Raw genomic sequence first — 26,994 nt, 5'->3', positions numbered from 1 at the left:
GTTCCGCGTCAGCTCGAAAGGCGAGAACAGCGCCTTTCGTGTTCCTTGGTTATCAGGCCGCGTGCAGGCGGACTTTTGTTTCACCCAACTTATTTTCCATGAAAAATCTTTTCTTGGCGCTGCTGTGCGTCGGGACGGTGCTTGCGTGCCGGGCGTCCGATGCCGGAGCTTCGCCCGAACATACCGATGCCAATCTGGTGGGTCACGTTGTCGACAGGCAGACCCGCGAACATGTTCCTTACGCTACGGTCGCCGTGCAGGGTACGACCTACGGCACCACTACCGATGCGTCGGGCCATTATTATCTGAAGAATCTGCCCGAGGGCCCCTGCACGCTCGAAGTGCGGGAGCTGGGTTACGCGCCCTTGCAGAAGCAGGTCGTGCTGCGTTCGGGCGAGACGCTGGAGGTCAATTTCGACATCGAGCAGAGCGGCATTTCGATGGACGAGGTCGTTGTCTCGGCCAGCCGGACCGCCACTTTGCGGCGCGAGGCTCCGGCGCTGGTCGGCGTGCTCAGCGCCGAGCTGTTCGACAAAATCAACGCCGCGTCGCTCGCCGGGGGCCTTTCGTTCCAGCCCGGCGTGCGGGTCGAGGACGATTGCCAGAACTGCGGCTTCACGCAGGTGCGCATCAACGGGCTCGACGGCCACTATTCGCAGATTCTCATCGACTCGCACCCCGTGTTTTCCGCCTTGACGGGGGTCTACGGGCTCGAGCAGATTCCCGCTAACATGATCGAGCGGGTCGAGGTGCTGCGCGGCGGCGGGTCGGCGCTCTACGGTTCGTCGGCCATCGGCGGTACCATCAACGTCATCACGCGCGAGCCCTCGCGCAGTTCGGCGTCGCTTGCCCACACCCTCACCTCCATCGGCTGCGGCGGCACCTACGATAACAATACCATGCTCAATGCCTCCTACGTTACCGACAACCGCCGCGCCGGGCTTTGCGTCTTCGGGCAGAACCGCCACCGTTCGGGCTACGACCACGACGGCGACGGCTTCACCGAGCTGCCCGTCATCCGGTCGCAGTCGGTCGGCATGCGTTCTTTCTTCCGCACCGGGGCTTATTCGCGCATTACGGCCCAGTATCATCATCTGAGCGAGTACCGGCGCGGCGGCGACCTGCTCGACCTTCCGCCCCACGAAGCCTGGGTCGCCGAGCAGACCGACCATTCCATCGACGGCGGCAGTCTCTCGTTCGACTTCTCGACCCCCGACCGCAGCGACCGCGTGAACGCCTACGCGTCGTTCCAGAATACGGCGCGCCGCAGCTATTACGGCTCGAAGCAGGACCCCGACGCCTACGGCAAGACGCACGACATCACCGTGGCGGCCGGGGCGCAGTATATCCATGCGTTCGGGCGGCTGTGGTTCATGCCCGCCGAGCTGACCGTCGGCGCCGAATACAGCTTCGACGACCTTTCCGACCGTTCGCTCGGCTACGACATGGCCACCGACCAGACGGTGCATATCGTCGGGGCTTATTTCCAGAACGAGTGGAAGACCAAAAAGTGGTCGCTGCTCCTCGGCGGGCGGCTCGACAAGCACAATCTGGTCGACAACCCTATCTTCAGCCCGCGCGTCAACGTGCGGTTCAATCCCACCGAATCGGTCAACCTGCGGGCAAGCTACGCAGGCGGTTACCGCGCTCCGCAGGCGTTCGACGAGGACATGCACATCGCTGTCGTGGGCGGCGAGCGGGTGCGCATCCGCCTGGCCGACAACCTCCGCGAGGAGCGTTCGCACAGCGTCAGCCTCTCGGCCGACCTCTACCGCCAGTTCGGCAGCGTGCAGACCAATCTGTTGGTCGAGGGCTTCTATACCGTCCTCAACGATGTCTTCACCCTGCGCGATCTTCCGGTTCCGACCGAGGACGGCAGCGTCATCCGTGAGCGTTACAACGGTTCGGGCGCCACGGTGGCGGGCATCAACATCGAGGGACGCGCCATCTTCACGCGTTGGTTCGAGTTGCAGGCCGGGATGACGTGGCAGCAGAGCCGTTACGCCGAGCCCGAATTCTGGAGCGAGGACGAGACGGTGGCTCCCGTGCGGCGGATGTTCCGCACGCCCGACCTCTACGGTTATTTCACCGCGTCGTTCAAGCCGTGGCGGACGCTCGCCGTCGACCTCACGGGCAACTGCACCGGAGAGATGCTCGTTCAGCACATGGCCGGGTCGGGCACCGAGCACGACGTGGCGGTCATCACGCCCCGGTTCTTCGACATGAACGCCCGGCTGAGCTACGACCTGCGGATTTACAAGGAGCTCACCATGCAGTTCTACGGCGGCGTGCAGAACCTGTTCAACGCCTATCAGAAGGATTTCGACCAGGGTGCCGACCGCGATTCCGGTTATGTCTACGGGCCGTCTCTGCCCCGCAGCTGGTTCGTCGGCGTCAAGTTGAATTTCTAAAGTCCTCTCTTTTGGGCATTCCGAGCGTCAACGAACAAAAAAACATTCGCCCCGGGGAACTTCCCCGGGGCGAATCGTATGGAGCGTCGGCGTGCCGTTACAGCGCCTTGATTTCGCGCAGTACCTCGTTGGTCTTGCGGACCGCGGCGGCCGATTCGGCGAATTTCGCCGCTTCTTCTTTCGTGAAGTCGATTTTCACGATTTTCTCGATGCCCTTGCGGCCGATGATGGCCGGTACGCCGATGCAGATGTCGTCCTGGCCGTATTCGCCCTCCAAGTAGCACGAGCAGGGAATCATCTTCTTCTGGTCGTTCAGAATCGCTTCGACCATCATCGCGGCCGCTGCGCCCGGAGCGTACCACGCCGAGGTGCCGATAAGTTTGGTCAGCGTCGCGCCGCCCACCATCGTGGCCTGCACGGCTTCCTGCAGTTTCTTCTTCGAGGCGAATTGCGTCACGGGAACTCCGTTGACCGTCGCTTTCGACAGCAGCGGAATCATCGTCGTGTCGCCATGGCCGCCGATGACCATGCCGTCGACGTTGTTGATGTTGGCTCCCGTGGCTTTGGCCAGGTAGCATTTGAAGCGCGACGAGTCGAGCGCGCCGCCCATGCCGATGATGCGGTTCTTGGGCAGTCCCGAGCTCTTCAGCGCCAGGTAGGTCAGCGTGTCCATCGGGTTGGCCACCACGATGACGATGGCCCGCGGCGAGTATTTCACGATTTGTTCGACGACGCCTTTCATGATGTTGGCGTTCGTGCCGATGAGTTCTTCGCGCGTCATGCCCGGTTTGCGGGGGATGCCCGAGGTGATGACCACCACGTCCGAGTTGGCGGTCTTTTTGTAGTCGTTGGTCGCGCCGACCAGTTTCGTGTCGAAGTCCATCAGCGTCGAGGTCTGGTACATGTCCAGCATCTTGCCTTCCGACAGGCCTTCCTTGATGTCGATCAGCACTACTTCGCTCGCCACTTCGCGGCAGGCCATCACATTCGCGCAGGTCGCGCCCACGGCGCCCGCACCTACAACGGTAACTTTAGACATATCTGTTTATTTAAGTTTGCGCATTCGCGGCTGAAAGGCCGGACGTTCCGGTCGGCCGCTTGTCGTTTCGTCCTATCCGATCAGTTCGGCGTATTTCTCCGGCGTCAGCAGCGCTTCGTAGTCGGCCGGGTCCGAAACCTTCACCTTCACCAGCCAGCCCTCGCCGTAGGGGTCTTTGTTCACAACCGACGGGTCGGCGTCCACCGCAGGGTTGAATTCCACGATTTCGCCGCCCACAGGCAAGAATGCGTCGCTCACCGTCTTCACCGCTTCTATCGAGCCGAATACGTCGCCCGCCGCCAGGGTCTCGCCCGCGGTCGGTACGTCTACGAATACGATGTCGCCCAGTTGGCTTTGCGCGAAGTCCGTGATGCCCACTACGGCCGTGTCGCCTTCCATGCGGCACCATTCGTGGTCGCTGGAGTATTTCAGGTTGGCAGGTACGTTCATCTTTCTTTCTGTTTTTAAGGATTCGTTATGCAAATATAGGTGTTATTTTGATAACAGCAAGGGTTTCTGTTATTTTTTTAACACGAATTCGATCTCTCCGAACAGGTATTCGCCGAGCGTTCCGTCGGTGTGGCGGACGAGCAGTTCCCCGGTGGGGCGTACTCCTTCGATGATGCCCTCGGTCTCGCCCTGCCCTGGCAGGCGGTAGGCGTGCCGTTCGCCCAGCCGGTACATGCGGGTGCGGTAGTCGGTTTGCAGGGTTTCCCGGTCGCCTTGGCGGAGTTGTTTGTAGCGGAGGGCGAAGCGTTCGAGGAACGTTCGCAGGACTTCTTCGCGGTCGAACGTGCGTCCGGTCAGCTGCGCCATCGACACCGGGTTGGGCAGCGCCGGGTCGAATGCGGCCTGGTTGACGTTGATTCCTATGCCCACGATACTCCGCGCCAGGGTCGGGCCCGAGCAGTTGTGCTCGATCAGCATCCCCACTATCTTGCGGTTTCCGGCGTAGATGTCGTTCGTCCACTTGATGCGGGTCGCGATGCCGTAGTGCGCGAACATGTCGGTCAGGGCCAGCGCCACGGCTTCCGAGAGCAGGAATTGTTCGCCTATGGGCAGGAACTGCGGTTCGAGGAGCAGCGAGAACGTCAGGTTTTCGCCCTCGGGGCTATGCCACACGTGGCCGCGCTGGCCCCGGCCCGCCGTCTGCCGTTCGGCCCATACCACGTCGCCGTGACGGTATCGCGCGTCGCGGGCTTCGTCGTTGGTCGACGTCGTTGTGGCAAGACGGTAAATCATTGAAAAACTCCCGTATAGGTCTGCGGCGACAGGGCGCGCAGTTCGGCCTTGACGCTTTCGGCCACGCCGAGCGTTTCGATGAACGCCGCAATGGCTTCGGCCGTGATGTGGCTGTTGGTGCGGGTCAGCGCCTTGAGTGCTTCGTAGGGTTTGGGATAGCCCTCCCGGCGCAGGATGGTCTGGATGCCCTCGGCCACCACGGCCCAGTTCTGTTCCAGGTCGCGGTCGAGCGCTTCGCGGTTCAGTATCAGTTTGTTCAGTCCTTTCAGCAGCGATTGCAGCGCGATGACCGAGTGGGCCATCGGCACCCCTATGTTGCGCAGGACGGTCGAGTCGGTCAGGTCGCGTTGGAGCCGCGATACGGGCAGTTTGGCCGCCAGGTGTTCATAGATGGCGCTGGCGATGCCCAGGTTGCCTTCGGCGTTCTCGAAGTCGATGGGATTCACTTTGTGCGGCATGGCGCTCGAACCCACTTCGCCCGCCTTGATTTGTTGTTTGAAGTACTCCTCCGAAATGTACATCCACATGTCGCGCGCCAGGTCTATGAGGATGGTGTCGATGCGCTTGAGGTTGTCGAAAATCGCCGCCAGGTTGTCATAGTGTTCGATTTGCGTGGTGTACTGCGAGCGTTCGAGCCCCAGTGTTTCGCTTGCGAAGCGGTTGGCGAAAGCCACCCAGTCGACGGCCGGATAGGCCGCGCGGTGGGCGTTGAAGTTGCCCGTCGCTCCGCCGAACTTGGCCGGAACGGCTATGTCGTGGAGCATGGCCAGCTGTTTTTCGAGCCGCTCCACATAGACCATCATTTCCTTGCCTAAGGTCGTCGGCGAGGCGGGCTGTCCGTGCGTGCGGGCCAGCATCGGCACGGCGCGCCATTCGTCGGCAAAGGCGGAGAGCTTGTCGCGCACCTCCTCGACGGCCGGATAATATACGGCGTTGAGCGCTTCTTTGAGCGACAGCGGAATCGACGTGTTGTTGATGTCCTGCGAGGTCAGCCCGAAGTGGACGAATTCTTTGTAGTCGGCCAGCCCGAGGGTGTCCATCTTCTCCTTGATGATGTATTCGATGGCCTTGACATCGTGGTTGGTCACCGCTTCGATTTCCTTGACGCGTTCGGCGTCGGCCGCCGTGAAATCGAGGTAGAGCGAGCGCAGGGCTGCGAACTGCGAGCGGTCGACGCCCGCCAGCTGCGGCAGGGGCAGCTCGCACAGCGCAATGAAGTACTCCACTTCCACACGGATGCGGTAGCGGATCAGGGCCTGTTCCGAAAAATAATCGGCCAGTTTTTCCGTTTTGTTGCGGTAGCGCCCGTCGACGGGCGAAATGGCGGTCAGAGCGTTCAGCATATCGGGCTTGGTTTTGTTCGTTCCGGCGTCAAATTTAAGACAATAAATTGAATTACGCATAATTTTCTTACCTTTGCAAGGCTGTAATCGCAGAAGTGTCATGAGATTCATCGCTGCCATACTCGACGCCCTCGCCGCGTTCGTCCAGCGCAATCCGTTGTTCGTGTTGTGCGTCATCGTGCTGGCGCTCGTCGCTCCGGCTTTGCTGCGGGGTGTCGCGGCTTTCATTGTGTATGTCTTCTTCGGATTCGTGTTGCTCGTCGGGTTGCTGGCGCTGTTGCTTCGCTGGCGTATCTGGCGCGTCCAGCGCGACATGGAGAAGCAGTTCGGCCGCGGGTTCCGCGCCGACGGTTCCGCCTATGCGGCCGGCGACCCGTTCGCCCGGCGGCAGCGCCGCGGCCGCGAAGGCGACGTGCAGGTCCGCAAGACCTCCGGTGCGCCCGAAAAGCGGGTCGCCAGCGACGTGGGCGATTACGTCGATTTCGAGGAGACCAAAGAAGAATAGCCATGTTCCGACTTTTCGCCACCATAGGCCGTTATTTCATGTTGATGGGCAAGGTTTTTTCCCGCCCGGAGAAGATTTCCATCTACCGGAGGCGCATCGTCTACGAAATGGAGGCCTTGGGCGTCGATTCCATCGGTCTGACGGCCATCATCTCGGTCTTCATCGGTGCGGTCATCACGCTTCAGATGTGCATCAACCTCGAATCGCCCTTCATCCCGCGGTCGCTGGTCGGTTACGCTACGCGCGAAACCATGATTCTGGAGTTCTCCTCCACGGTCGTGGCGTTGATTCTGGCCGGTAAGGTCGGGTCGAGCATCGCTTCCGAAATCGGCACCATGCGCATCACCGAGCAGATCGACGCGCTCGAAATCATGGGCGTCAATTCCGCTTCGTATCTCATCCTGCCCAAAATCGTCGCCGCGGTCTTCTTCTTTCCGTTCCTCACCGTTCTGTCGATTCTCATCGGCATCACGGGCGGTTGGGCCATCTCCTATCTGACGGACATCATGCTTCCGGCCGACTACGTCGACGGGCTGCTGATGGATTTCAAGCCTTATTCGATCACTTATTCGCTCATCAAAATGGCGGTCTTCGCCTATCTGATTACCTCCATTTCCGCCTTTTTCGGTTACTATGCCAAGGGCAATTCGCTGGAGGTCGGCGCCGCTTCGACGCGTGCCGTGGTGGTCGGTTCGGTGGTCATCATGATTTTCAACCTCATGCTCACGCAGATTCTTCTGATATGATACGCGCCCAACATATCGTCAAGTCGTTCGACGGCCGCACGGTGCTCGACGACATCTCCGTCGAGTTCGATACCGGCAAGACCAACCTTATCATCGGCAAGAGCGGTTCGGGCAAAACCGTGTTGCTCAAAAGTCTGGTCGGGCTCCACGAGATCGATTCGGGCGACGTGTGGTACGACGACATCAATTTCACTGGGCTCGGGTTCCGCGAGCGCAAGGCCATCCGCAAGGACATCGGCATGATTTTCCAGGGCGGGGCCCTGCTCGATTCTTCGTCCGTCGAGGAGAATGTCAAGCTGCCCCTCGACCTTTTCACCGAGCAGTCCGAGGCCGAGAAGCTCGAACGGGTCAATTTCTGTCTCCAGCGCGTGCGGCTCGAAAACGCCAACCACCTCTATCCCGCCGAGCTTTCGGGCGGTATGATCAAGCGCGTCGCCATCGCCCGGGCCATCGTGCTCAATCCCAAGTACCTCTTTTGCGACGAGCCCAATTCGGGGCTCGACCCGCAGACTTCCATCGTCATCGACAACCTCATTCACGAGATTACCTGCGAGTACAACATCACCACCATCATCAATACCCACGACATGAATTCCGTCATGGAAATCGGCGAGAAGATTGTATATATCCACGAGGGGCACAAGTGGTGGGAGGGTACCAAGGACGATATTCTCCATGCCGATAACCCCGAGTTGAACGCTTTCGTCTTCGCGTCGGCCATGGCCAAGCGGGCCAAGGCGGCAGCACGTTGAGGTGAAAGGTGAAAAGTGATTGTGTCTTTCTGAGTGGTAGCGAAGAATCTGTCGGGCGGGTGCTCCCCGGTTATTAGCGGCAGGCGGCTGTTCCGCGTATGGAATTTCCGGCGCCCTCTCCGGAAACTTCCCGAAAGCGTTGAGGGATGTTTTATTAAAAAAACTTATTTTTTACTTGCGTATAATATATAAAGTGTATACTTTTGCGCTGTGAAAAAAATAACGGTAAATTTTCAACCTAATAATAAGTAGATTTATGGCAACTATCAAAATCGGTATCAACGGCTTCGGTCGTATCGGCCGTCTGGTGTTCCGTGCCGCTTGCACGAACAGCAACATCGAGGTTGTGGGTATCAACGACCTCGTGCCCGTGGATTACATGGCTTACATGCTCAAGTACGACACCATGCACGGCCGTTTCGACGGTACGGTGGATTTCAACGTCGAGAAGAGCCAGCTCATCGTCAACGGCAAGGCTATCCGCGTGACTGCCGAGAAGGACCCCGCCAACCTCAAGTGGAACGAGGTAGGTGCCGAGTACGTCGTTGAGTCGACGGGTCTGTTCCTCACCAAGGAGAAGGCCGAGGCCCACATCGCCGCCGGTGCCAAGTACGTCGTTATGTCGGCTCCCTCGAAGGACGATACGCCGATGTTCGTTTGCGGCGTCAACACCGACACCTACGCCGGTCAGAAGATCGTGTCGAACGCTTCCTGCACCACCAACTGCCTGGCTCCCATCGCCAAGGTGCTCCACGACAAGTTCGGCATCACCGACGGTCTGATGACCACCGTTCACTCGACCACCGCTACGCAGAAGACCGTCGACGGTCCTTCGATGAAGGATTGGCGCGGCGGCCGTGCCGCTTCGGGCAACATCATCCCCTCGTCGACCGGCGCTGCCAAGGCCGTGGGTAAGGTGATTCCCGAGCTCAACGGCAAGCTCACCGGTATGTCGATGCGCGTTCCGACCCTCGACGTGTCGGTTGTCGACCTCACCGTCAACCTCGCCAAGCCCGCCAAGTACGACGAGATTTGCGCCGCTATGAAGGCTGCTTCGGAGGGTGAGTTGAAGGGTATCCTGGGTTACACCGAGGAGGCTGTCGTTTCGTCCGACTTCCTGGGCGACGCTCGTACGTCCATCTTCGACAAGGCCGCCGGTATCGCTCTGACCGATACTTTCGTCAAGGTCGTTTCGTGGTACGACAACGAGTGGGGTTACTCCAACAAGGTCCTCATGCTCATCGAGAAGATGGCCGCTTACAACAACAAGTAGTCGTCTGCCGATCATACGGAAAAGTCCGGCGCTCGCAAGAGTGCCGGACTTTTTGTTTGCTGAGGGGGCAGCGATCGTTTAATTAAAATTCTTGATTGGGCTCTGTGACCGCTTCGGGTTAGCGGGCGTCTTCTTTCTCCACCCGCATTTCGACCGACGCGCCCGACCATTGGTTGATTCGGCGGGTGGTTTTGCTCACCCTCCGGCCCCCGTAGGCGATAGTCAGTTCTACGTCGAACGGCTGCGTTTCGTCGATTTCGTTGGTCGGCGGCAGCGTGTGCGGGATTATGTAGAGGTAGAGCAGCAAGTGGTCGCACGGCGCCGTCGTAAGCGTTATCTTGCGGCCCGGGGCGATTCCCGCAGGCGGTTCTTTCAGTTCCGCGCCTACATCGGCTGCATGCGAGCCCGCCGTCGCGAATTCCGTCTGTTGGTCTTCCGCGTCAAAGCATCCGGCCATCAGCGCTACATTGTAGCGCCACCAGCCCGCGTAGTCGCTCGTCACTTTGACGGTAAATCCTTTTTTCGTCGTCGTTGCCATATTGCAAAGATATGGCAAGACGAGGGCAAAAGCAAACTTGTTTGCATTTTGCCGAGGCGCCGCCTATGTTCTGTAAAGATAGCGCAAGTCGAGAGCTGTCGCAAATTTATTTGCGGACAGCCGAGACGTAGCCTATGTTCTGTAAAGATAGCGCAAGCCGCGAGTAAAAGCAAGTTTCTTGTTGGTGTCTCGGTTCATAAAACCCGGCTCTTAGCCGGGCCGAGACGTAGCCTATGTTCTGTAAAGATAGCGCAAGCCGCGAGTAAAAGCAAGTGGGTTCTGCGCCGTTCGTGTCCTTTAATTATAGAAAACATCGCGCCGTTTTCTTTGCAGATGTCTTATTTTTTCGTAGCTTTGCGCACTATTTGTGTTCAGATGGATGCAGCGAAAGGATATTCCATTGCTTACAAAGGGTTGAAAAACGGTTCCCACGACTTTTCTTTCAAGGTCGGCGGTGCTTTTTTCGGGGCTTTCGGCAGCGTGGACATCAAGGACGGCGAGTGCGGCGTTTCCGTGGCCCTCGTCAAGTCCGAGACACAGCTTTCCCTCGACGTTTCCATCCACGGCGGCGTGGTCGTCGCTTGCGACCGTTGTTTGGAGGATTGCCGCATCCCCGTCGATTTCGAGGGGCGTTTGTTGGTCCGCTTTTCCAACGAGCCGCAGGAGTACGACGGCGAGGTTTTGTGGTTGGCGCCCGGCGAGGACGAGGTCGATCTGGCACAATACATTTACGAAAGTATCGTTTTGTCGTTGCCTTACCAGCGGGTCCATCCCGAGGGCGGCTGCGACCCCGAGATGCTCCGGCGTTTCCGCATCGTCTCCGGCGAGGAGTTCGCCCGGATAGAGGCCCGCAGCGGGCAGGAGGCGCCTAAGGGCGGTGATTGGGAGAAGCTCGCGGCGCTCCGGGAGCAGTTGGAGAGCGAGGAGCACTCCGGCAGTAAGTAGAGAATATGTTGAACTAAATAATTTTTTTGTACCATGGCACATCCTAAACACAAAGTCTCGTCGACGCGGCGTGACAAGAGAAGAACCAATTACAAGGCGGCGGTTCCCACGGTCGTTACTTGTTCCAATTGCGGCGCTGCCACGCTTTACCACCGGGTTTGCCCCGAGTGCGGTTTCTACCGCGGCAAGCTCGCCATCGAGAAGAAGGCTGCCGAATAGGGCGGATTTCCGGAAAGAGCGCGTCCCGTTTTCGGGGGTGGCGGCTCTTTTTCGGTTTCTGTCGTTGCGGTCCGTCGCGTGCGGAGCCGGTTCCCGTTGTCGCGGGGCGGCAGACCATTATGTAAAACCTAATCGTACAACTTATGTTAAAGATAGGTGTAGACGCCATGGGCGGTGATTTCGCTCCCGAGGCCGCGGTCAAGGGCGCTGTCATGGCGTTGGAGGCCGTCGGTGCCGAGAGCCGTATCGTCCTCTTCGGCAGCGAGGAGCAGATCCGGGCCGTGCTCGCCGCGGAGGGTTGCCCCGCCGAGCGGTTCGACATCGTTCCCACGACCGAGGTCATCGAGATGGGCGACCACCCCGCCAAGGCTTTCCAGGCCAAGGCCGATTCGTCGATTGCCGTCGGGTTCGGTTACCTCGCCAAAGGGGCCGTCCACGGTTTCGCCAGCGCCGGTTCCACCGGGGCCATGATGGTCGGTTCCATGTACGCCGTCAAGCCCATCGAGGGGGTCATCCGGCCTACGATTTCGTCCCTCGTGCCTACGGCTGCCGGACGTCCGGCCTTGTTGTTGGACGTGGGGCTGAACGTCGATTGCAAGCCCGAGGTGCTCGCGCAGTACGGCCTCATCGGGTCGATTTTCGCCGAGTCGGTCCTCGGTATCGCGTCGCCGCGCGTCGCCGTCCTCAATATCGGCGAGGAGGAGACCAAGGGCAACGCGCAGGTCAAGGCCGCCCACGAGTTGTTGCGCGACGAGAAGCGCATCAATTTCGTCGGTAACGTCGAGGGGTCGCACATCTTCTCCGGCAAGGTCGCCGACGTCATCGTCTGCGACGGTTTCGTCGGCAATACGGTCCTCAAGATGGCCGAGGGGCTCTATCGTATCAACAAGGCGCTCGGCGGCGGCAACGCGTTCTGGGACGCCATGAATTACGAGAACGTGGGCGGTACGCCTGTTTTGGGCGTCAACGCGCCCGTCGTCATCGGGCACGGGTGTTCGTCGCCCTTGGCCATCAAGAACATGATTCTGACCACCGAGCGCTGCATCCGCACCGAGGTGACGGCCAAGTTGCAGCGTGCATTCAACAACTAATCATTCAAGCTAACAACAAATGGGAAAGATAACAGCAGCGATTACGGGTGTCGGGCAGTATCTGCCGGATTACCTTCTGACCAACGACGAGTTGAGTACGATGGTCGACACCAACGACGAGTGGATCACTTCGCATACGGGTATCAAGACGCGTCATATCCTCAAGGGCGAGGGTATCGGTACTTCTTACATGGGGGCCCGCGCCGTCATGAACCTCCTCGACAAGACCGGCATCGACCCCATGGAGATCGACGCCGTCATCTGCGCCACCATCACCCCCGACATGTTCTTCCCCTCGACGGGCAACCTCATCGCCGACCAGGCCGGGTGCAAGAATGCTTTCGCCTACGACGTTTCGGCCGCTTGTTCGGGTTTCCTCTTCGCCCTCACTACGGGTGCTTCGTTCATCGAGTCGGGGCGCGGTAAGAAGGTCATCGTCGTCGGCGCCGACAAGATGTCGTCCATCATCGACTATACCGACCGTTCCACTTGTCCGTTGTTCGGCGACGGTGCCGCGGCCGTGTTGCTCGAGCCCAATACCGAGGGGTTGGGCGTCATCGACTCCATGCTGCGGTCCGACGGTTCCGGCGAGTTGCAGCTCTACATGAAGGCGGGCGGTTCGCGTTTCCCCGCTTCGGCCGAGACCGTGGCCAACAATTGGCATACCATCACCTGGGACGGGCAGGCCGTCTTCAAGGCCGCTGTTTCCAAGATGGCCGACGTGTCGGTCGAGATGATGGAGCGGCATAACCTCACGGGCGACGACATCCGTTACCTCGTGCCCCACCAGGCCAATTTGCGCATCATCGACGCCACCGCACGGCGTATGGGCATCACGGCCGACAAGTGCATGATCAATATCGACCGCAACGGCAATACTACCGCCGCTACGATTCCTACTTGTCTCTACGATTACGAGAAGGAGCTCCGGCCCGGCGACAACCTCATCCTCTCCGCGTTCGGCGGCGGGTATACGTGGGGCGCTATCTACGTCAAGTGGGCTTACGACGGCTCGAAGGCTTGCCAGGTCAAGACCGACAAGCAGTAGTCTTCCCGGTTTTTCCGGGCAGTCGGATAGTTCGGCTTAGACCGGACGGACATTTATAAAGGGTAAACAACTCTTTATACCTAACAGTGAACTTGGGACCCTCCGAAGGAGGTTGTTTAGCACGGTATAATAGTTGTCAGTCCCGGTTGTGTCCTGCTTGCTTTTTGCAAGCAGGGCTTGACTGGGGCGCAGGACAGCTTCCGTGCAATGGTTCCCAAGACCTGCTGTTAGGGGCTGACACCGCGCCCTTTTTTTGTTTTGCGAGGTGTGGGCCCGAGTTGCCGATTATCGGGTGCGGGGAGATATTGCCCCGAAGGTTTTCTGTTGCGTTGCATCCCGGATCTTCCCGCACCTGTTTTTCAGACATATCCCTTGTGGGTCTTTTATTGCATTGCCGGACTTAGCCATCTAACCAATGTAATAAACGGACCGAAGGGAGCGGGGTGCGGGGCCGTAGCCTTGCACCCCGTTTTTTTTGTGTCCGCGTTCCCCGTCGGGAAATTTCCCGCACTTGATCAGATGTGTTAAAACGTTTTAGCAGCCCCGTTGCGCCCGGTGCGCGGCAGGCCGCGGGGAATCCGCCGCAAAATATCCGTTTCGGTCGGTTTTTGGGCGGTGTTCGTTTTTTTGTCGTCCGGCAGGGTTGGAAATAGCCGGATTGTTTTTATTTTTGCCTTTGGTCGGGTATTTGCCCGCAGACCTTTGTTTCTAAAATGCAGTCTATGAAAAAGTATTTCGTTCTTGCGGCGGTCGCTTTGTGTTCCGTCGGTTTCGTTTCCGCTGCGGCTTTCGCCGACAGGCCCGTTTCCGTCGAGGAGCTGCCCGACGCCGCCCGGAAGTTTATCCGGACCCATTTCGCCGGGTCCGACGTGTTGTATGCCAAGGTCGACGACGATTTGTTCAACAACGACTATAAGGTCGTCTTCGCCGACGGCGTTTCGGTCGAGTTCGCCAGCAACGGCGAGTGGAAGGAGGTCGGGACCCGGCGCGGTGTCGTGCCCGCCGCCATCGTGCCCCCGGTCATCCGCGAGCAGGTCGGGAAGCAGTTTCCCGGCGTCCTTATCGAGAGCATCGACCGCGACCGGCGCGGTTTCGAGGTCGGCCTCAGCAACGGGCTCGATCTGAAGTTCGACCGGCAGTTCAATCTGGTCGACATCGACGATTAGCCGTCCGCCGTTTTTTCTCGCGCCCGCTTTCCCTCCCGGAATGGCGGGCGCAGGGCGTTATAGGCGTTTCTTATGGCCGCATCGGTTAATATGATTGGTTTTTCGTGCCAACATCGCGTATTCTGTCGTATCTTTGCCGAACATAATATTCCGGACAATTCCAAACCATACCATTATGTTAAGCAAGAAGTTGCACGACGCGCTCAATGCGCAGATCAATGCCGAGCTGTGGTCGGCCTACCTCTATCTCTCCATGTCGCTCGACGCCGAGAACAAGGGTTTCAAGGGGGTCGCCAATTGGTTCTACATCCAGTTCCGCGAGGAGCAGGACCATGCCCGTATCTTCATGAACTACCTCCTCTCTCGCGACGCCGAGGTTAAGTTGTCGCCTATCGCCGAGGTGCGTACTTCGTGGGCGTCGCCCCTCGACATGTTCAAGGACACGTTGGAGCACGAGAAAAAGGTCACCGCCATGATTCACAACCTGGCGGCCATCGCTGCCGAGGACCGCGATTTCGCTTCGTCCAATAAGCTCGTTTGGTTCATCGACGAGCAGATCGAGGAGGAGGAGAACGCCCGCGGCATGATTCAGTCGTTCGAGGCCGTCGAGGGCAACAAGTTCGGCTTGTATATGCTCGACAAGGAGTTGGCCGCACGGGTTTATTCGGTGCCCTCGCCGCTCGCTTCGGCCGAAGATTAAGCCCCGGCCCGTTGAAAGGTCATAGGCGAAAGGTGCGCAGGCACTTTTCGCCTTTTTGTTTTTTTGGGGGGGGGATGCCGAGGGTTCGGGATTCCCTGGGTCGGGAATCCGGAAAGGCAGAGTGTTCCGGAGCCAACCGTCATTATTCTCTGTCCGTTATCTTGTAGTCTATCCCTGCCTTGCGGGCCTGTGCGTGTTGGTATTCGCGGCGGATGCGGTACAGACGGCCCTCTTTCAGAAGCCGTGCGCCCGTCTGATGGTACCAGAACGGTATTTCCGCTTCGACGCATTGCTGGCGGACGGCAAGCACCCAGTCGTAGTCGCAGATTCGTGCTTCGGGCCCCGATTCGCCGCCGACCGACACTTCTTCGATGGCGGGCGTCAGCCACGGCTTGAGGTCCAGCGGCCCCAGCAGGGGTGCACAAACGATTACCCGGTGGCGGATCGGTGTTTCAAGAAAGCAGGGAAGCCGTCGTTCGGCCATCTCCTGGTTCTCCACCGTGCAGCCGACCGTCACGTTTTCGTAGCCCTCGCCCCAGTCCGGCGGCAGCGTTTCGCGCAGCCGTTCGATTCGTTTCGTGAAGAACATGAACCGCAGGTCATGGCGCAGGCGCATCATTGTCCACGCTTCGGGGCGCCAGGCGTCGGCTTCTTCCAGCAGGAAGTCCGACGTGAAGCACGTGTAGACCCGTTCGCCCGCCGCGATTTTGAAGCGGCCGTCGCGGCTGCGGCGTACCGGCAGGTTGAAAGCCGCCGTCTTGCGGGCTTCGCTGCTGTCGAGGGCGTGTTGCGCATCCTGCCGGTAGACATAGCAGTTGCGGCAGCCTTCGCTCGCCTTGCGGCATCCGTGCCACGGGTTCCACGCTGCGGCCATAGGTTCAGAGTTCCATCCGCAGGCGCACCAGGTCGCGGCATTCTTCGCCCGCTTCGACGATGGGGGACGGGTAGTATTTCGGGAAGTAGTCGCGTTCGGTTTCCACGGGCTCGAATCCGAACGAGCGGTAGAGGCGCAGCGGGCCGTTTTCGACGCTGCCCGTCGCGATTTCGATGCGGCGGCAGCCCGCTTCCCGCGTCACCCGCAGCGCATGGAATATCAGGTCGGTGCCGATGCCGCGGCGTTGGTAGGCCGGGTCGACCGCCAGGTTGACGATTTCGGCCGTGAACGGGTGGGTGCGTATCAGCATGCACACTCCTACGGTCCGCCCCTCGGCCGTGGCTACGTAGCAGTCGCCGCGGTCGATGTAGTCGGCCACCGATTCGGGCGATTCGTCGCCCAGCAGAAGCAGTTCCCACGGCGGGGTGTCGGTTTTCAGTATCCGGGTTTCCATAGGGTCAGAAAAGCAAGACGATTCCTTTGTACGAGAGTACGACGGCCAGATAGCGCAGTGTCTTGCCCGCCAGCATCGCGCCGCCCGTTGTCCACGGGTTCGCGCGCATGAGCCCCAGCATCACGGCGATCGCTTCGCCTATGACGGGCAGAAAGCCGAAGAAGCCCATCATGGCGCCGCGGCCCGCCATGAATTTCCGGGCCCGGGCCAGTTGGCGGGTGCTCACTCCTAACTTCGCAATCCATTCCGTGCGGCCCAGCGTGCCGATCCAGTAGCACGTCATGCCGCCCAGCGTGTTGCCCGCCGATGCCGCAGCCAGGCACCCCAGTGGGTCGGCGCCCATGCCCAGCAGCACTGCCAGCACCGCTTCCGAGCTGAACGGCACGACGCTGCCTGCAATCGCCGCCGCCACGAAAAGTCCTCCGTAGCCCCAGTCGACCAATATCTGCGTCAGCGTCTCCATGGCCCAAAGGTAGTGCAAATCCCGCTCCGCCCCAAAGGCCGCCGCCGAAAAAATCCGCAGCCGGGCCCACCCACCCTGCTAAAGGCCCCTCCGCAAAAATTCCGGCCGCCCTGCAAGGGGCGGCCGGTGCTTCATGGGGGTTGCTAAATCGTTTTACTCGATCTTCTCCCACGTGTACTCGAAGTACTCCATTTCGCCGCCGTAGTTCTTGTTTTCTTTCACTACGCAGCCGTTGTCGTCCGTGTCGTAGGTGTAGACGGCCGATACGTCGGAGTGGGCCCACTTGCTCGATTCGCACAGGTAGACCGACGGTTTGCCGAACAGTCCTGTCTCGTAGAGCCAGCGGCTCGGGTCGGAGGCTTCGCTGTGGATGTTGAAGATGCGGTTGGTGTTGGGCGTGCCCGTGTAGGTGTGGTTCTTGGTCTGGAGTTCGCCGTCGCGGGTGCGGGTCCACGTTACGAGACATTCCTGCTCCCAGGCGATTTCCGACACGACCTCGCCGTTCTTCTTGATTTGGGTCATGTGGCCCTTGGCGTCGTAGGCGTATTCGCGGACGTCGTCCCATTCGTCGGTCATCTTGGCCACATAGCCGTTCGCGCCGAGTTCCATTTCGGCGTAGCGGTTGCCCGAGTTGGTCATCGTGATTTTGCTGCCGTCGTAGACAAGGGTGTAGTCCTTGCCTTCTTCGCGGTAGATGTGGGTCACACGGCCCTCGCTGTCGTAGGTGTATTGGTAAACGTCGGCCCAGCCGTCGCCTACCAGCGAGTAGGTTTTAACCCGGTATTGAGGTCCTTGGGGCCCGTTCCCCCCCCCTCCGTTATCGTTGCTGTCGTTGCACGAGACCATGGCGGCCGCACCCATCAGCAGGGCGGCGAATGCCGAAAAGAGTTTTTTCATGGCTTTTTGTTTTATTAGGTTAGTGAATGAAGTGTCGTGGTCGTTAGTTGCCGGCCAGGATAATCAGCCCCAGCCCCGTCAGGAACAGCACGAACATCAGCGCGATGAGCAGGTTCACACGGCGCGTGCCGCCCCGGAATTCGCGCCAGATGAAGACGCCCCAGAACGCCGCCACCATCGTGGCGCCCTGCCCCAGTCCGTAGGAGACGGCCGTTCCGGCCGGGCCCGAGGCGATGTAGCTTGCCAGCGAACCCAGGCACCAGATGGCGCCGCCCAGCATGCCTACGCCGTGGGTCTTGGCCGTGCCGCCGAAATATTCCGCGTAGCGGACGCGTTCGCCCGCAAACGGATAGCGCATGACCAGCGTGTTGAAGAGCAGGTTGCTCGCCAGCACGCCCAGCGAGAAGACGAAGATGGCCGAATAGGGGGTCATCATGCCCGGGGTCGGGGCTGCGAAGTTGTCGACGGCCATGCCCTTGACCACGCAGCGGAAGAAGAACGACATCAGGATACCCGCCGCGGCCGCCAGCAGCAGTCCGCGGGTGTTGGTCTTGGCCGCCGTACCGCTGTTGCGCTGGTGCATGCCCGAGGCGATGCCGTTGCAGATGATGGCCGCCACGACCAGCGCCACGCCCGCAAAAAGCAGCACCGGGTTGCCCGAGGGCTGGCCTGCGTAGTTGATGACGACGCCCAGCACCAGCGCCAGCCCTACGCCCAGCGGGAAGGCTACCGACATGCCCGCCAGCGCGGTTGATGCCGAGAGCAGGATGTTCGAGGCGTTGAATATCACGCCGCCCAGCACGACCCAGCCGATGCTTCGGCCCGACGCCTGCCCGAGGTCGGCCAGGAAACTGCGTCCTGCGTCGCCCGTGCTGCCCATCGTCAGACCCAGCAGCAGGGCCGCCAGCACCATGCCGATGACATAGTCCCAATAGAAGAGTTCGTAGCGCCAGCTTTTCTGGGCCAGCTTCTGGGTGTTGCCCCACGAGCCCCAGCACAGCATCGTGACGAAGCAGAACACGATGGCCAGGGAATAGCTTTCAACGATAAACATAGCCGATAGATTTTTTAGGTGGTTTTTTATTGGATTCGGATTTTCTCGCCGAGGGTCGGGCGCATGGCTTCCAGGCAGCGTTCCGCCGCTCCCGCATCGGCCGGGGTGCCGTCTGCGACGCGGTACTCGAAGCCGATTCCCTGCGCGTGGCAGGTTTCATAGAGCCGGTTCGCCGGGCCGTAGTTGCGTCCCTCGTCGGTCAGCGCGATGAAGTAGAAGACTTCGGGCGACGGGGCCGTCTCGGGGTCCGAGGCTGCATCGAGCAGGAACAGCGCGTTGAACGGCGACTTCGCAGCCGTGGCGGCATAGGCCGTCCGTCCCGCTTCTCCCGCGGCGATGCACAGGCGGTGTTCGCTGTCCGCACCGAGGGCGAACGCTTCTTCGGCCGCGGCGATGAACTCCTCCAGCGGGAAGCCGGCGGCCGATGCGTCGGCTGCGACCAGCACGAACGGCTTGGCGTTCTGAGTGGTTGCTAAAACGTTTAAGCACTCGTCGGGCGTGAGCGGCAGCGTGCCGTCGTGCAGCAGATAGAGCGCCGTGTAGCTGCGCTGCGGATCGTAGTCCGAGGGAGTGAAGACCTCGGCCTGCACCCCGGCCAGTTCGGCCGTGCGGCGGGTCGCCTTGTGGGGCGTGTAGGTGTTACGCGCCGGGGCCTCGAACGCACGGCCGTTGAAACGGCAGTCGATGAAGCGCAGCACCTCGGGCATCGCCCCGTGCCAGTAGTCGCCCGTGTGGGCGCCGTTGCGGACGCGGTATTCGTGGGCGAAGCCGATGTCGCGCAGCTGGCCGTGCAGCCGGTCGTTGGCGACCAGAAGCTGTTCCTCGTCGTCGCCGCAGTCCAAGTAATAGGCCACATCGGCATATTGTGCGGCGTTTTCGCGGGTGAACATGTAGAACGGGCAGTGGGCCTTGTAGTAGTCGGTCAGGCGCGCCTCTCCGGCCAGCCCCTTGCCGCCGAAGATGGCGCCCCACTGCGAATCCCAGCCCGAAGCGGGTTCGGACATGTACTGCTCGTCGGTGCGGAACGACATGCTCAGCGGCACCGACACCGAGAACAATTCGGGGTGGCACGAGGGCAGAATCATCGCTCCGAAGCCGCCCATCGAATAGCCCACCACGGCGCGGTGGCCGCGGTCGGCGAGGGTCCGGTAGGTCCTGTCGACATAGGGCACCAGCTCCTCGGCGAACATTTGCATGTAGTCGAAATTGCCGTCGAGACGGTTCACGTAGTAGGAGCGGAAGCCGGAGGGCATGACGTAGATCATGTCGCCGAGCCCGGCGGCTTCGCATTGGGCCACGGTGTTCTCGATGCGCAGCCATTGGTCGTTCCACGACTTGTGCGTGTCGCCCAGCCCGTGGAGCAGGTAGACCACGCCGTAGCGGCGCTCGGGGTTGGACAGGTAGTCCCGGGGCAGCAGCACGGCTGTCTGGACGTTCTGCCCGAGGATTTCGCTCCGCACGCCGATTTCGCAGGCGTAGCGGACGAACTTGTCGGGCGCCGGGGGCAGTGCGCGCTCCTTCTCGCCGCAGCCGCCCGCGAGGGCCAGGCCGAGGGCGAGGATGGCCAGCAGATTCATACGCATGGGTTTATGCTTGTTCTTGTTCATAGACGACCATTTCCTTGGCCTCCACCACGTAGTCCGGGCTGGGGTTGAGCACCCGCAGCGTCAGCTCGTGCTCCCCGTTCTCGGGCAGGCAGTAGGTGTAGAAGATGTCGTACTTGCGCTTGATGTAGTCGTAGGGCATTTCGGTCGTCTCGACCACCCGGCCGTCGATGGAACATTCGATGCGGGCCGTATAGGGCTGGTCGGTGAGGTTGACGCGCGTAATCTGTCCCATGACCACCACGCTGTTGCCCGTGAAACGGAGCGTCAGCGAATCGTTGAACTGACGCTTGAGCACGCGGCGCTCGACGGGCCGGATGCCCTCGAACGATTCTTCGTAGGGCACGGTCTGCGGCTCCTGCAGCCGGATGGTGTACTGCCCGTCGGCGACCGAACCGCCGTCGCGCAGGACGAACTCGGTCAGCAGCTGAAGATTGAGGTCGTAGATGCGCCTGAGCGAAATGGAGGTGTAGGGGAAGTCGATATTCTCGCACTTCTCGATGGCGGGTTTCCACTTGTCGGGAATCGCCTCGTAGCCCTGCATGACGCCCAGAATGCCCGCCGCCGAAGCGGGGTTGCAGTCCGAATCCTGCCCGCAGCGTGTGGCGATGTCCATCGTGCGGAAGAAATCGCCCTCGCCGTAGAGCAGGCCGATGACCACATAGGCCGAGTTGATGACGGCGTCGATGTTGAATCCGTTGAAAATGCCTTCGGGGCACCCTTTTTCAAATCCGTAGCGTTTTTCGGTCTCTAACCAGCAGCGGTGCCAGTCGTCGGGGTAGGTGCGCCACAGGCCGATGACGTCGGCGATGCAGCGGTGGTAGCGGCTCTCGGCCGGGATGGTGCGGAGCGCTTCGGTGACCAGCGTTTCGATGTCGTCGCAGACGAACGCCAGCGAGTAGAGGGCCCCGATGTAGACCCCGCCGTAGTAGCCGTCGCCGCAGTTCATGATGTGGCCGATGCGGTCGCACAGGGCCGTGCCGCTGGAGGGCATGCCCGGCGTGAGCATTCCGATGAAGTCGGCTTCGATCTGGAAGTCGATGTCGTCGGCGTGGGGATTGTTCTTCCAGTGGCCCGAGGCGGGGGGCATGATGCCGTGGAGGATGTTGTAGCGCGCCGCCTGGTTGGCGTGCCAGAGCTTGTAGTCGGCATTGGCGAAAGCCAGCGCGTAGTTCTCGGCCGGAGCGTCGATGCCGTCGCGGGCCATCACCTCGACGAACGTGAGGTCCATGTAGACGTCGTCGTAAAGCCCCGGGTCCTCCATGAAGGTGTCCCAGGCGTAGTCGTCGTACCACACGAACTGCACCTCGTCGTGGATGATGCCGCCCTTGTACTTGAATTCGGTGGGGCCGCCGAAGGTGCAGCCGATGGTCTGCCCGGCCCAGCCGCCCTTGATTTTGTCGCGCAGCACCTCTTCGCTCAGGGTGACGGTCCCGCCGTAGGGGATGGCCGTGCGGCTGTTGCAGCCTGCCAGCGCCGCGGCGCAAAGTACGGTGAATAGTAGCTTTTTCATGTTGTCAGTTCTTCATCGGGTCGATGGACGAATAGGTTGCTAAATCGTTTAAGCGAATCAGATAGTCCCGCTGCGGATTGAGCCAGCGCAGTTCGACGGTGTGGTGTCCCTCGGGCAGCAGGTAGCGCCAGGCGGGTTCGAGCCGCCGGTCGGTGTTCTTCATGGGCATGCGCACGCGCTGGTCGAGCCGGCCGTCGATCCATATTTCGAGCTCGGCCACGTAGGGGTCGTCCAACTCGGCGAGGCCGAAGACCTCCGAACCGATGTGGCGCATCGACACGCGGTGCACGTAGTCTTCGGTGACGCTGCGCAGGCAGACCAGGTTGCCCCAGATGATGAATCCGTTGCCGTCGAAATCGAACGTCAGCCGGTCGCGCAGGAAGCAGTCCATGCGGCTGCGCGAGGTGGGGTAGGTGTCGGTGAAGTTCTGTTCGAGGGGCAGCACCTCGGGCCGCCGCTGCGGGATGGTCACCTTGTCGGCCGTGACGCTGCCGCCTGCGCGGTCTATCATCTCCAGCGCGTGGGCGCAGCTCATGTCGTAGGCCTTGGCGAGCGAAACGTCGGTGCCCTCGAAGTCGAGCTGCTCGATTTCCTTCAGCGGGTCGAGCCACTTGGCCGGGATGCCGGAGTAGCCGAGCATGACGCCCAGGACGCCGCCCACCGTAGCGGGATTGCAGTCGGAATCCTGTCCGCAGCGGGTGGCGATTTCGATGGAGCGGGCGAAGTCGCCCTTGCCGTAGAGCAGCCCGACGGCCACGTAGGCCGCATTGATTTTGGCGTCGATGTTGAAGCTGAGGAAGACCCCTTTGGGGCAGCCCACGTCGCGGTTCCACTTCTTGTGGAGCTCGAACCAGCAGGCCTCCCAGTCGTCGGGGTTGCGGCGGTAGCAGCGGCGCACCTCGTCGACGCATCGGTAGAACTGGCTTTCGGCCGGGATAGGCTCCAGCGCCATGTCGAGAATCCGCACGGGGTCGTCGCAGACGAAAGCCGCGGAGTAGAGCCCGGCCACGAAAGCGCCGCCGTAGAACCCGTCGCCGCTGTTCATGATGTGGCCCACGCGCGAAGCGATGTCGAGTGCCTCGGGCAGCAGACCCGGAGCCATGAGCCCGATGAAGTCGGCTTCGATCTGGAAATCGAGGTCGTCGGCGTGGGGGTTGTTGAGCCAATGGCCCGAAGCGGGCGGCATCAGGCCGTTGCGGATGTTGTAGCGCCCGGCCTGGTTGGCGTGGGCGAGGTGGTACTCGGCGTCGGCGAAGCGGCGGGCGAGCTGCTCGGGGGTGGCGTCGAGCCCCAGCTGCTGGAACGATTCGACGAACGTAAGGTCGTTGTAGATGTCGTCGAACAGACCGGGCTTCTTGTCCCACCAGTATTTCACGAAGTGGTCGTTCCACGCGATGGGGTGGTAGTCCTGGATGGTCGTTCCGGTGAACTTGAACTCGGTGGGGGCGCCGTAGACCACGCCGATGGTCTGTCCGGCCCAGCCGCCCATGATTTTGTCGCGCAGGGCGGCGGTGGAGAGCTCGGCTTCGGCGGCGGGCCGCTGGGTGCAGGCTGCGGCCCATGCGAGGGCGAGCAGCAGGGTATGGCGGAAGATTTTCATTTTATTCGGCTTCATAGACGCTCAGTTCGGTGACGGAAAGGAACGCCGAGGTGTTTTTGGTGGCCTTGTTCCAATGGGGCTGCACCTTGGTGTCGGCGATGATGCGGACGGCGGTGGTCTCGACGGGCTCGAACTCGAAGAGGTATTCGACGAAATGGGGCTGGATGAAGACCTCGTCCGATGCGGGCAGGCCGGGGGAGACGGAGCAGCCGCTCACCTCGTGCCAATGGCCCTGCCCGTCGCGGTACTGGACGGCGATGGACGAGAACCAGCCGCCGAACTCCTCCATGCAGCCCATGTCGAGGGCGACCATGCCGATTTTGCGCGGAGCGGCGAACTCGTAGCCCAAGTAGTCGACCTTGGGGATGCAGGCCTCGGCCGCCAGCGTGTAGAAGACCGACCCGGCGCCGTAACGTACGCCGTCGTTGATGACCCCGACGTGGTCGGCGTACATGGGATGGCCGAAAGTGATCCAGCAGTTGTAGAGATGCTCCTTGTTGACATTGCGCACGTTGGCCAGCACCGAATCGGCCTGCGGGGCGATGTTGCGGCCGCGCACGACGAGGGTGAATTCCTTTTCGATGCGCTGCGTGCCGTTGGAGAGCGAGAGGGTGACGGGGTACTTGCCCGGACGGGCGGCGGTGCCGGAGAGCCGGCCGTTGCTGAAAGCGAGCCCCTCGGGCAGGGTGCCTTTGGCCAGCTGCCAGTCGCAGCCGGCGTTGGTGACGCATGCGAACGAATGGTCGACCGGCGTGCCGGCCTCGATGCGGGGCTGAGGACCGACGCAGAATTCGAGCGGCGCGACGAAACGGGCCCGGGTGTCGACCGAGAGCCGTTCGCCCTTGGCGGTCTTGACAACGCGTCCGCCCTTGGAGCAGGCCAGCGCAACGGCCTGAGCCACGGTGCGGTCGATCATGTCGTCGATGGAGGCGTCGGGCATGTCGTAGCGTGTGATGTTGATATAGCGGTCGTTGAACGGCTTGGTCCACCCCTTGAGCGGCTTGGAAAGGGCGTCGGGGATGGCCTTGGCGCCGTACATGACGCCCAGGAGCCCGCCGATGGTGGCCGTCTGGTTGTCGCAGTCGAAACCTGCGGCGCACCCGATGTCCATGGTGCGCTGGAGGTCGCCGCCGCCGTAGAGCAGGGCGAGGATGCCCATCGCACCGTTGAGATTGGCGTTCCAGATGGTTTTGGTCATGGCCTCCTCCTCGTGGTAGTATTTGCGGGCGAGCTCGGCGCGGGCCGTCTGCCACGACGAGGGGTGGGCGTCGTAGAGGGCGAGCACCTCGCGCACGGTGGCGGCGTAGCGGTCGCCTGCGGGCAGGTACTTCAGCGCTGTTTCGACCAGCTTGCGGACGTCGCGGCAGAAGAACGCTTCGGCGTACATGGCCCCGTAGTGGACCGTGGGCGACGTGGCCCAGCCGTCGCTGGTGATGCGGGCGGCCCATTCGGATTTGGCGGCGGCGTAGGCCGTCATGCCGGGGGCGGTGTAGGCCCATATTTCGTTGATGAGCTGCGGGTCGATCTGGTACCAGTGGGGGTTGTACTGCGCGCTGCCCGTGAACGGGGGCGTGAACCCGTAGTGCATGAGCCCCAGCGCGGCCCGGTTGGCGAGCCACACGCGGTCGCGGATGTGGTACATCCACCCCTCGCGCATCTGGGCGTAGGTGGGCTCCGGACCGTATTTCTCCATCAGGGTGAGGTAGAGATACTCGATGTCGGTGTCGTCGTCGGAGAAAGCGCCGTCGTACTGGGCGAGCTTGGCCAGGTTCTTCGAGTAGCCGTAGGGGAAGTCGGCTTCGCTGCCGGGCTCGCCGACGAACTTGTTCTCGAAAGGCAGGCCGTAGATGTTGCCGACCATCTGGCCGATCCAGGCGCCTGCGATTTTGTCGCGCAGCTCCTCCATGGAGATGGAACGGCTGCGGGCTGCGGTGCTGCCTGCGAGCAGGAGCAGCAGGGCGGTGACGATGTATTTGAGTTGGGTCATGGGTGGGGTTTATTTGGTGTAACCGGGATTCTGCCTGAGGTTGGGGTTGGCGCCGAGCCGCTCGCGCGGGATGGGGTAGAGCTCGGTGTAGGCGGGCGACGCGGAGGGCTTGCACCACCAGGTGCCGTTGTACTTGCCGAAGCGGATGAGGTCCTGGCGGCGCCAGCCCTCGACGGCGAGCTCGTGGCCGCGCTCGGCCAGCAGGCTCTCCTCGGTGAGGGTGGCGGCGGTGAAGGGTGCGAGCCCGGCGCGGTTGCGGACAGCCTGCAAATCGGCGTGGGCGACCGCTTCGGCGGCCTTGCCCTGCCGCAGGCAGGCCTCGGCGTACATCAGCACGACGTCGGCATAGCGGAAGACGGCGAAATCGTTGTCCATGCTGGTCTGGTCGCTCTTGAGCAGCCCGTCGGTCTGGTACTCCCATTTGCCCACGGGAGCGCCCATGTGGAGCGAACGGCCGTTGGCGTAGGCCTCCTCGGGAACCTCGGGGCTGATGGTGAAGGTGCCGTCGGCGCCGCTGAACTCGCCGTAGAGCCATGTTTTGGCGCGGCGCGTGTCGGCTTCATCGTAGGACGCGAAGAAATCGGGCTGCGCGATGAAGCCGTCCCACCCGGCGGCGGGGATGTTGTAGAGCTTGCACAGCTGCTGGTTGAGCGTGAGGATGAAGATGACGAAATCGTTGTGGTCCGACTGGGTGTAGACCGTGCTGTAAGGGATGACGAAGATGTTTTCGCGCGACGCCTCGTTCTTGACGGCGAAGTTGGCCGAGTAATTGGCCTCGATGCGGTAGTGCCCCGGGTTCATGACGGCCAGGCACGCCTTTTCGGCCTTGTCCCACATGGGCTCCCCGACCCACTTTTCGGCGTTGAGGTACATTTTGGCCAGCAGCGTGTAGGCCATGCCCTGCGTGACGTGGCCGTAGTTGGCTGGCGAGGGAACCTCTTCGAGGAAGCCGATGTTGTCGAGGATTTCGCGCTCGATGAAGCTGAAGACGAACTTGCGGTCTTTCTGCTCGGGATAGTTCTTGTCGGCCGCGTCGACCGAGAAGGGGACGTTGCCCCAGCCGTCGATGGCCAACATGTAGAAATAGTCGCGCAGGATACGCACCTCGGCCAGAATCTTGGCCTTGCCGTCGAATTCGAGCGAATTGTTCTCTATTTCGTGGAGCACGTCGTTGCAGGCGGCGATGCCGTCGAAACAATAGTCCCAACCCATGCGCACGAGCTTGTTGGAGGGGGTGTAGGTGTGCCGCTGCAACTCGGCGTAACGCGGGTCGACCCAGTCGTTGACGCAGTTCTTGGGGGCGGCCAGCTCGTCGCCCGCCTGGATGTTGAGCGTCCAGAGACTCTGCTCCGAACCGTAGGCCTGCAACATGTTGTAGGCCCGGGCGGCGTAGATGCGCAGGCTCTCCTCGGAGGTGAAGAAATCCTTTTTCTGGATGTCGGAGTAGACCTCCTCGCTCAGGTCGGTGCAGGCCGCGAAGAGGAGACCTGCCGACAGGAATAGGGCTTTTATGGATGTTTTCATGGCGTT

The 26,994-nt window shown here is 61.2% G+C and carries 26 protein-coding genes; 11 read left to right on the top strand and 15 right to left on the bottom strand.

Annotated features, from left to right (window positions below; all coding sequences use genetic code 11):
* Positions 1–98: 98 nt before the first annotated feature.
* Complete coding sequence (locus NFR47_RS01860) at positions 99–2,411, top strand: TonB-dependent receptor (protein WP_251213885.1); 2,313 nt, start codon at positions 99–101, stop codon at positions 2,409–2,411.
* 97 nt (positions 2,412–2,508) lie between these two features.
* Here NFR47_RS01860 and mdh read toward each other — a convergent pair whose 3' ends face one another.
* From mdh to purB, 4 genes are all read right to left on the bottom strand, one after another.
* Positions 2,509–3,450 (bottom strand): malate dehydrogenase, encoded by a 942-nt coding sequence (gene mdh, locus NFR47_RS01855; protein WP_251213884.1) that lies wholly within the window; start codon positions 3,448–3,450, stop codon positions 2,509–2,511.
* Between the two features lie 72 nt (positions 3,451–3,522).
* On the bottom strand, positions 3,523–3,900 hold the full coding sequence (gcvH, locus tag NFR47_RS01850; RefSeq protein WP_251213883.1) for a glycine cleavage system protein GcvH: 378 nt from the start codon (positions 3,898–3,900) through the stop codon (positions 3,523–3,525).
* Between the two features lie 69 nt (positions 3,901–3,969).
* Positions 3,970–4,692 carry a biotin--[acetyl-CoA-carboxylase] ligase gene (locus tag NFR47_RS01845; RefSeq protein WP_251213882.1) on the bottom strand — a complete coding sequence of 241 codons (723 nt, stop codon included), beginning with the start codon at positions 4,690–4,692 and terminating at the stop codon, positions 3,970–3,972.
* A complete protein-coding gene (purB, locus tag NFR47_RS01840) occupies positions 4,689–6,035 on the bottom strand; it encodes an adenylosuccinate lyase (RefSeq protein ID WP_251213881.1) in 1,347 nt (448 codons plus the stop codon). The genes NFR47_RS01845 and purB overlap by 4 nt, the downstream gene beginning before the upstream one ends.
* A gap of 100 nt (positions 6,036–6,135) precedes the next feature.
* Between purB and NFR47_RS01835 the strand changes: the two genes are divergently transcribed.
* From NFR47_RS01835 to gap, 4 genes are all read left to right on the top strand, one after another.
* Positions 6,136–6,540 (top strand): DUF4834 family protein, encoded by a 405-nt coding sequence (locus NFR47_RS01835; protein ID WP_251213880.1) that lies wholly within the window; start codon positions 6,136–6,138, stop codon positions 6,538–6,540.
* A 2-nt stretch (positions 6,541–6,542) separates the two neighbouring features.
* Positions 6,543–7,286, top strand: coding sequence for an MlaE family ABC transporter permease (locus tag NFR47_RS01830; protein WP_251213879.1), 744 nt, complete (start codon positions 6,543–6,545; stop codon positions 7,284–7,286).
* A complete protein-coding gene (locus NFR47_RS01825; RefSeq protein WP_251213878.1) occupies positions 7,283–8,038 on the top strand; it encodes an ABC transporter ATP-binding protein in 756 nt (251 codons plus the stop codon). The genes NFR47_RS01830 and NFR47_RS01825 overlap by 4 nt, the downstream gene beginning before the upstream one ends.
* Before the next feature lie 256 nt (positions 8,039–8,294).
* The gene (gene gap, locus NFR47_RS01820; RefSeq protein WP_251213877.1) at positions 8,295–9,311 is read left to right on the top strand and encodes a type I glyceraldehyde-3-phosphate dehydrogenase; all 1,017 of its coding nucleotides are present in this window, start codon (positions 8,295–8,297) and stop codon (positions 9,309–9,311) included.
* 118 nt (positions 9,312–9,429) lie between these two features.
* On the opposite strand, the gene NFR47_RS01815 is transcribed toward gap, so the two are convergent.
* Positions 9,430–9,849: a hypothetical protein gene (locus NFR47_RS01815; RefSeq protein ID WP_251213876.1), complete on the bottom strand. Its 420-nt coding sequence runs from the start codon at positions 9,847–9,849 to the stop codon at positions 9,430–9,432.
* A gap of 375 nt (positions 9,850–10,224) precedes the next feature.
* Between NFR47_RS01815 and NFR47_RS01810 the strand changes: the two genes are divergently transcribed.
* The 6 genes from NFR47_RS01810 to NFR47_RS01785 all read left to right on the top strand — a co-directional run bounded on the left by NFR47_RS01810 (position 10,225) and on the right by NFR47_RS01785 (position 15,018).
* Positions 10,225–10,794, top strand: coding sequence for a YceD family protein (locus NFR47_RS01810; protein ID WP_251213875.1), 570 nt, complete (start codon positions 10,225–10,227; stop codon positions 10,792–10,794).
* A gap of 33 nt (positions 10,795–10,827) precedes the next feature.
* Positions 10,828–11,013, top strand: a complete 186-nt coding sequence (gene rpmF / locus NFR47_RS01805; RefSeq protein WP_251213874.1) for a 50S ribosomal protein L32 — start codon at positions 10,828–10,830, stop codon at positions 11,011–11,013.
* 143 nt (positions 11,014–11,156) lie between these two features.
* Complete coding sequence (gene plsX, locus NFR47_RS01800; protein WP_275556993.1) at positions 11,157–12,104, top strand: phosphate acyltransferase PlsX; 948 nt, start codon at positions 11,157–11,159, stop codon at positions 12,102–12,104.
* Between the two features lie 19 nt (positions 12,105–12,123).
* Entirely contained in the window at positions 12,124–13,152 is a 1,029-nt protein-coding gene (locus NFR47_RS01795) for a beta-ketoacyl-ACP synthase III (protein WP_251213873.1), read from the top strand.
* A gap of 722 nt (positions 13,153–13,874) precedes the next feature.
* Positions 13,875–14,318 (top strand): PepSY-like domain-containing protein, encoded by a 444-nt coding sequence (locus NFR47_RS01790; RefSeq protein WP_251213872.1) that lies wholly within the window; start codon positions 13,875–13,877, stop codon positions 14,316–14,318.
* Positions 14,319–14,493: 175 nt separating this feature from the next.
* Complete coding sequence (locus NFR47_RS01785) at positions 14,494–15,018, top strand: ferritin (protein ID WP_251213871.1); 525 nt, start codon at positions 14,494–14,496, stop codon at positions 15,016–15,018.
* A gap of 142 nt (positions 15,019–15,160) precedes the next feature.
* On the opposite strand, the gene NFR47_RS01780 is transcribed toward NFR47_RS01785, so the two are convergent.
* From NFR47_RS01780 to NFR47_RS01735, 10 genes are all read right to left on the bottom strand, one after another.
* Positions 15,161–15,892, bottom strand: coding sequence for a DUF5131 family protein (locus tag NFR47_RS01780; protein ID WP_251213870.1), 732 nt, complete (start codon positions 15,890–15,892; stop codon positions 15,161–15,163).
* Positions 15,893–15,896: 4 nt separating this feature from the next.
* On the bottom strand, positions 15,897–16,346 hold the full coding sequence (locus tag NFR47_RS01775; RefSeq protein WP_251213869.1) for a GNAT family N-acetyltransferase: 450 nt from the start codon (positions 16,344–16,346) through the stop codon (positions 15,897–15,899).
* Between the two features lie 4 nt (positions 16,347–16,350).
* The gene (locus tag NFR47_RS01770; protein ID WP_251213868.1) at positions 16,351–16,809 is read right to left on the bottom strand and encodes a YqaA family protein; all 459 of its coding nucleotides are present in this window, start codon (positions 16,807–16,809) and stop codon (positions 16,351–16,353) included.
* 153 nt (positions 16,810–16,962) lie between these two features.
* On the bottom strand, positions 16,963–17,706 hold the full coding sequence (locus NFR47_RS01765) for a DUF4595 domain-containing protein (RefSeq protein WP_251213867.1): 744 nt from the start codon (positions 17,704–17,706) through the stop codon (positions 16,963–16,965).
* A 43-nt stretch (positions 17,707–17,749) separates the two neighbouring features.
* On the bottom strand, positions 17,750–18,760 hold the full coding sequence (locus tag NFR47_RS01760) for a multidrug DMT transporter permease (RefSeq protein WP_251213866.1): 1,011 nt from the start codon (positions 18,758–18,760) through the stop codon (positions 17,750–17,752).
* A 26-nt stretch (positions 18,761–18,786) separates the two neighbouring features.
* Positions 18,787–20,367 (bottom strand): alpha/beta hydrolase, encoded by a 1,581-nt coding sequence (locus NFR47_RS01755; protein WP_251213865.1) that lies wholly within the window; start codon positions 20,365–20,367, stop codon positions 18,787–18,789.
* On the bottom strand, positions 20,348–21,877 hold the full coding sequence (locus NFR47_RS01750) for an ADP-ribosylglycohydrolase family protein (RefSeq protein WP_251213864.1): 1,530 nt from the start codon (positions 21,875–21,877) through the stop codon (positions 20,348–20,350). Before NFR47_RS01750 ends, NFR47_RS01755 begins: the two co-directional genes overlap by 20 nt.
* A gap of 4 nt (positions 21,878–21,881) precedes the next feature.
* A complete protein-coding gene (locus NFR47_RS01745) occupies positions 21,882–23,492 on the bottom strand; it encodes an ADP-ribosylglycohydrolase family protein (protein ID WP_251213863.1) in 1,611 nt (536 codons plus the stop codon).
* Complete coding sequence (locus tag NFR47_RS01740) at positions 23,479–25,464, bottom strand: ADP-ribosylglycohydrolase family protein (protein ID WP_251213862.1); 1,986 nt, start codon at positions 25,462–25,464, stop codon at positions 23,479–23,481. The genes NFR47_RS01745 and NFR47_RS01740 overlap by 14 nt, the downstream gene beginning before the upstream one ends.
* Positions 25,465–25,473: 9 nt before the next feature.
* On the bottom strand, positions 25,474–26,988 hold the full coding sequence (locus NFR47_RS01735; RefSeq protein ID WP_251213861.1) for a RagB/SusD family nutrient uptake outer membrane protein: 1,515 nt from the start codon (positions 26,986–26,988) through the stop codon (positions 25,474–25,476).
* Positions 26,989–26,994 lie beyond the last annotated feature (6 nt).

Source organism: Alistipes muris (assembly GCF_943193205.1).
GTDB classification, from domain to species: domain Bacteria; phylum Bacteroidota; class Bacteroidia; order Bacteroidales; family Rikenellaceae; genus Alistipes; species Alistipes muris.
This window is presented reverse-complemented; position numbering and strand designations above follow the sequence as displayed.

Coding starts and splice junctions, on each gene's coding strand:
- NFR47_RS01815 (WP_251213876.1), bottom strand. CDS start 9,849: ATGGCAACGACGACGAAAAAAGGATTTACCGTCAAAGTGACGAGCGAC.
- NFR47_RS01775 (WP_251213869.1), bottom strand. CDS start 16,346: ATGGAAACCCGGATACTGAAAACCGACACCCCGCCGTGGGAACTGCTT.
- NFR47_RS01735 (WP_251213861.1), bottom strand. CDS start 26,988: ATGAAAACATCCATAAAAGCCCTATTCCTGTCGGCAGGTCTCCTCTTC.
- NFR47_RS01755 (WP_251213865.1), bottom strand. CDS start 20,367: ATGAACAAGAACAAGCATAAACCCATGCGTATGAATCTGCTGGCCATC.
- NFR47_RS01795 (WP_251213873.1), top strand. CDS start 12,124: ATGGGAAAGATAACAGCAGCGATTACGGGTGTCGGGCAGTATCTGCCG.
- gcvH (WP_251213883.1), bottom strand. CDS start 3,900: ATGAACGTACCTGCCAACCTGAAATACTCCAGCGACCACGAATGGTGC.
- NFR47_RS01835 (WP_251213880.1), top strand. CDS start 6,136: ATGAGATTCATCGCTGCCATACTCGACGCCCTCGCCGCGTTCGTCCAG.
- NFR47_RS01750 (WP_251213864.1), bottom strand. CDS start 21,877: ATGAAAAAGCTACTATTCACCGTACTTTGCGCCGCGGCGCTGGCAGGC.
- purB (WP_251213881.1), bottom strand. CDS start 6,035: ATGCTGAACGCTCTGACCGCCATTTCGCCCGTCGACGGGCGCTACCGC.
- plsX (WP_275556993.1), top strand. CDS start 11,157: ATGTTAAAGATAGGTGTAGACGCCATGGGCGGTGATTTCGCTCCCGAG.
- mdh (WP_251213884.1), bottom strand. CDS start 3,450: ATGTCTAAAGTTACCGTTGTAGGTGCGGGCGCCGTGGGCGCGACCTGC.
- NFR47_RS01830 (WP_251213879.1), top strand. CDS start 6,543: ATGTTCCGACTTTTCGCCACCATAGGCCGTTATTTCATGTTGATGGGC.
- NFR47_RS01790 (WP_251213872.1), top strand. CDS start 13,875: ATGAAAAAGTATTTCGTTCTTGCGGCGGTCGCTTTGTGTTCCGTCGGT.
- NFR47_RS01860 (WP_251213885.1), top strand. CDS start 99: ATGAAAAATCTTTTCTTGGCGCTGCTGTGCGTCGGGACGGTGCTTGCG.
- NFR47_RS01825 (WP_251213878.1), top strand. CDS start 7,283: ATGATACGCGCCCAACATATCGTCAAGTCGTTCGACGGCCGCACGGTG.
- NFR47_RS01785 (WP_251213871.1), top strand. CDS start 14,494: ATGTTAAGCAAGAAGTTGCACGACGCGCTCAATGCGCAGATCAATGCC.
- NFR47_RS01740 (WP_251213862.1), bottom strand. CDS start 25,464: ATGACCCAACTCAAATACATCGTCACCGCCCTGCTGCTCCTGCTCGCA.
- NFR47_RS01845 (WP_251213882.1), bottom strand. CDS start 4,692: ATGATTTACCGTCTTGCCACAACGACGTCGACCAACGACGAAGCCCGC.
- gap (WP_251213877.1), top strand. CDS start 8,295: ATGGCAACTATCAAAATCGGTATCAACGGCTTCGGTCGTATCGGCCGT.
- NFR47_RS01810 (WP_251213875.1), top strand. CDS start 10,225: ATGGATGCAGCGAAAGGATATTCCATTGCTTACAAAGGGTTGAAAAAC.
- NFR47_RS01745 (WP_251213863.1), bottom strand. CDS start 23,492: ATGAAGCCGAATAAAATGAAAATCTTCCGCCATACCCTGCTGCTCGCC.
- rpmF (WP_251213874.1), top strand. CDS start 10,828: ATGGCACATCCTAAACACAAAGTCTCGTCGACGCGGCGTGACAAGAGA.
- NFR47_RS01765 (WP_251213867.1), bottom strand. CDS start 17,706: ATGAAAAAACTCTTTTCGGCATTCGCCGCCCTGCTGATGGGTGCGGCC.
- NFR47_RS01770 (WP_251213868.1), bottom strand. CDS start 16,809: ATGGAGACGCTGACGCAGATATTGGTCGACTGGGGCTACGGAGGACTT.
- NFR47_RS01760 (WP_251213866.1), bottom strand. CDS start 18,760: ATGTTTATCGTTGAAAGCTATTCCCTGGCCATCGTGTTCTGCTTCGTC.
- NFR47_RS01780 (WP_251213870.1), bottom strand. CDS start 15,892: ATGGCCGCAGCGTGGAACCCGTGGCACGGATGCCGCAAGGCGAGCGAA.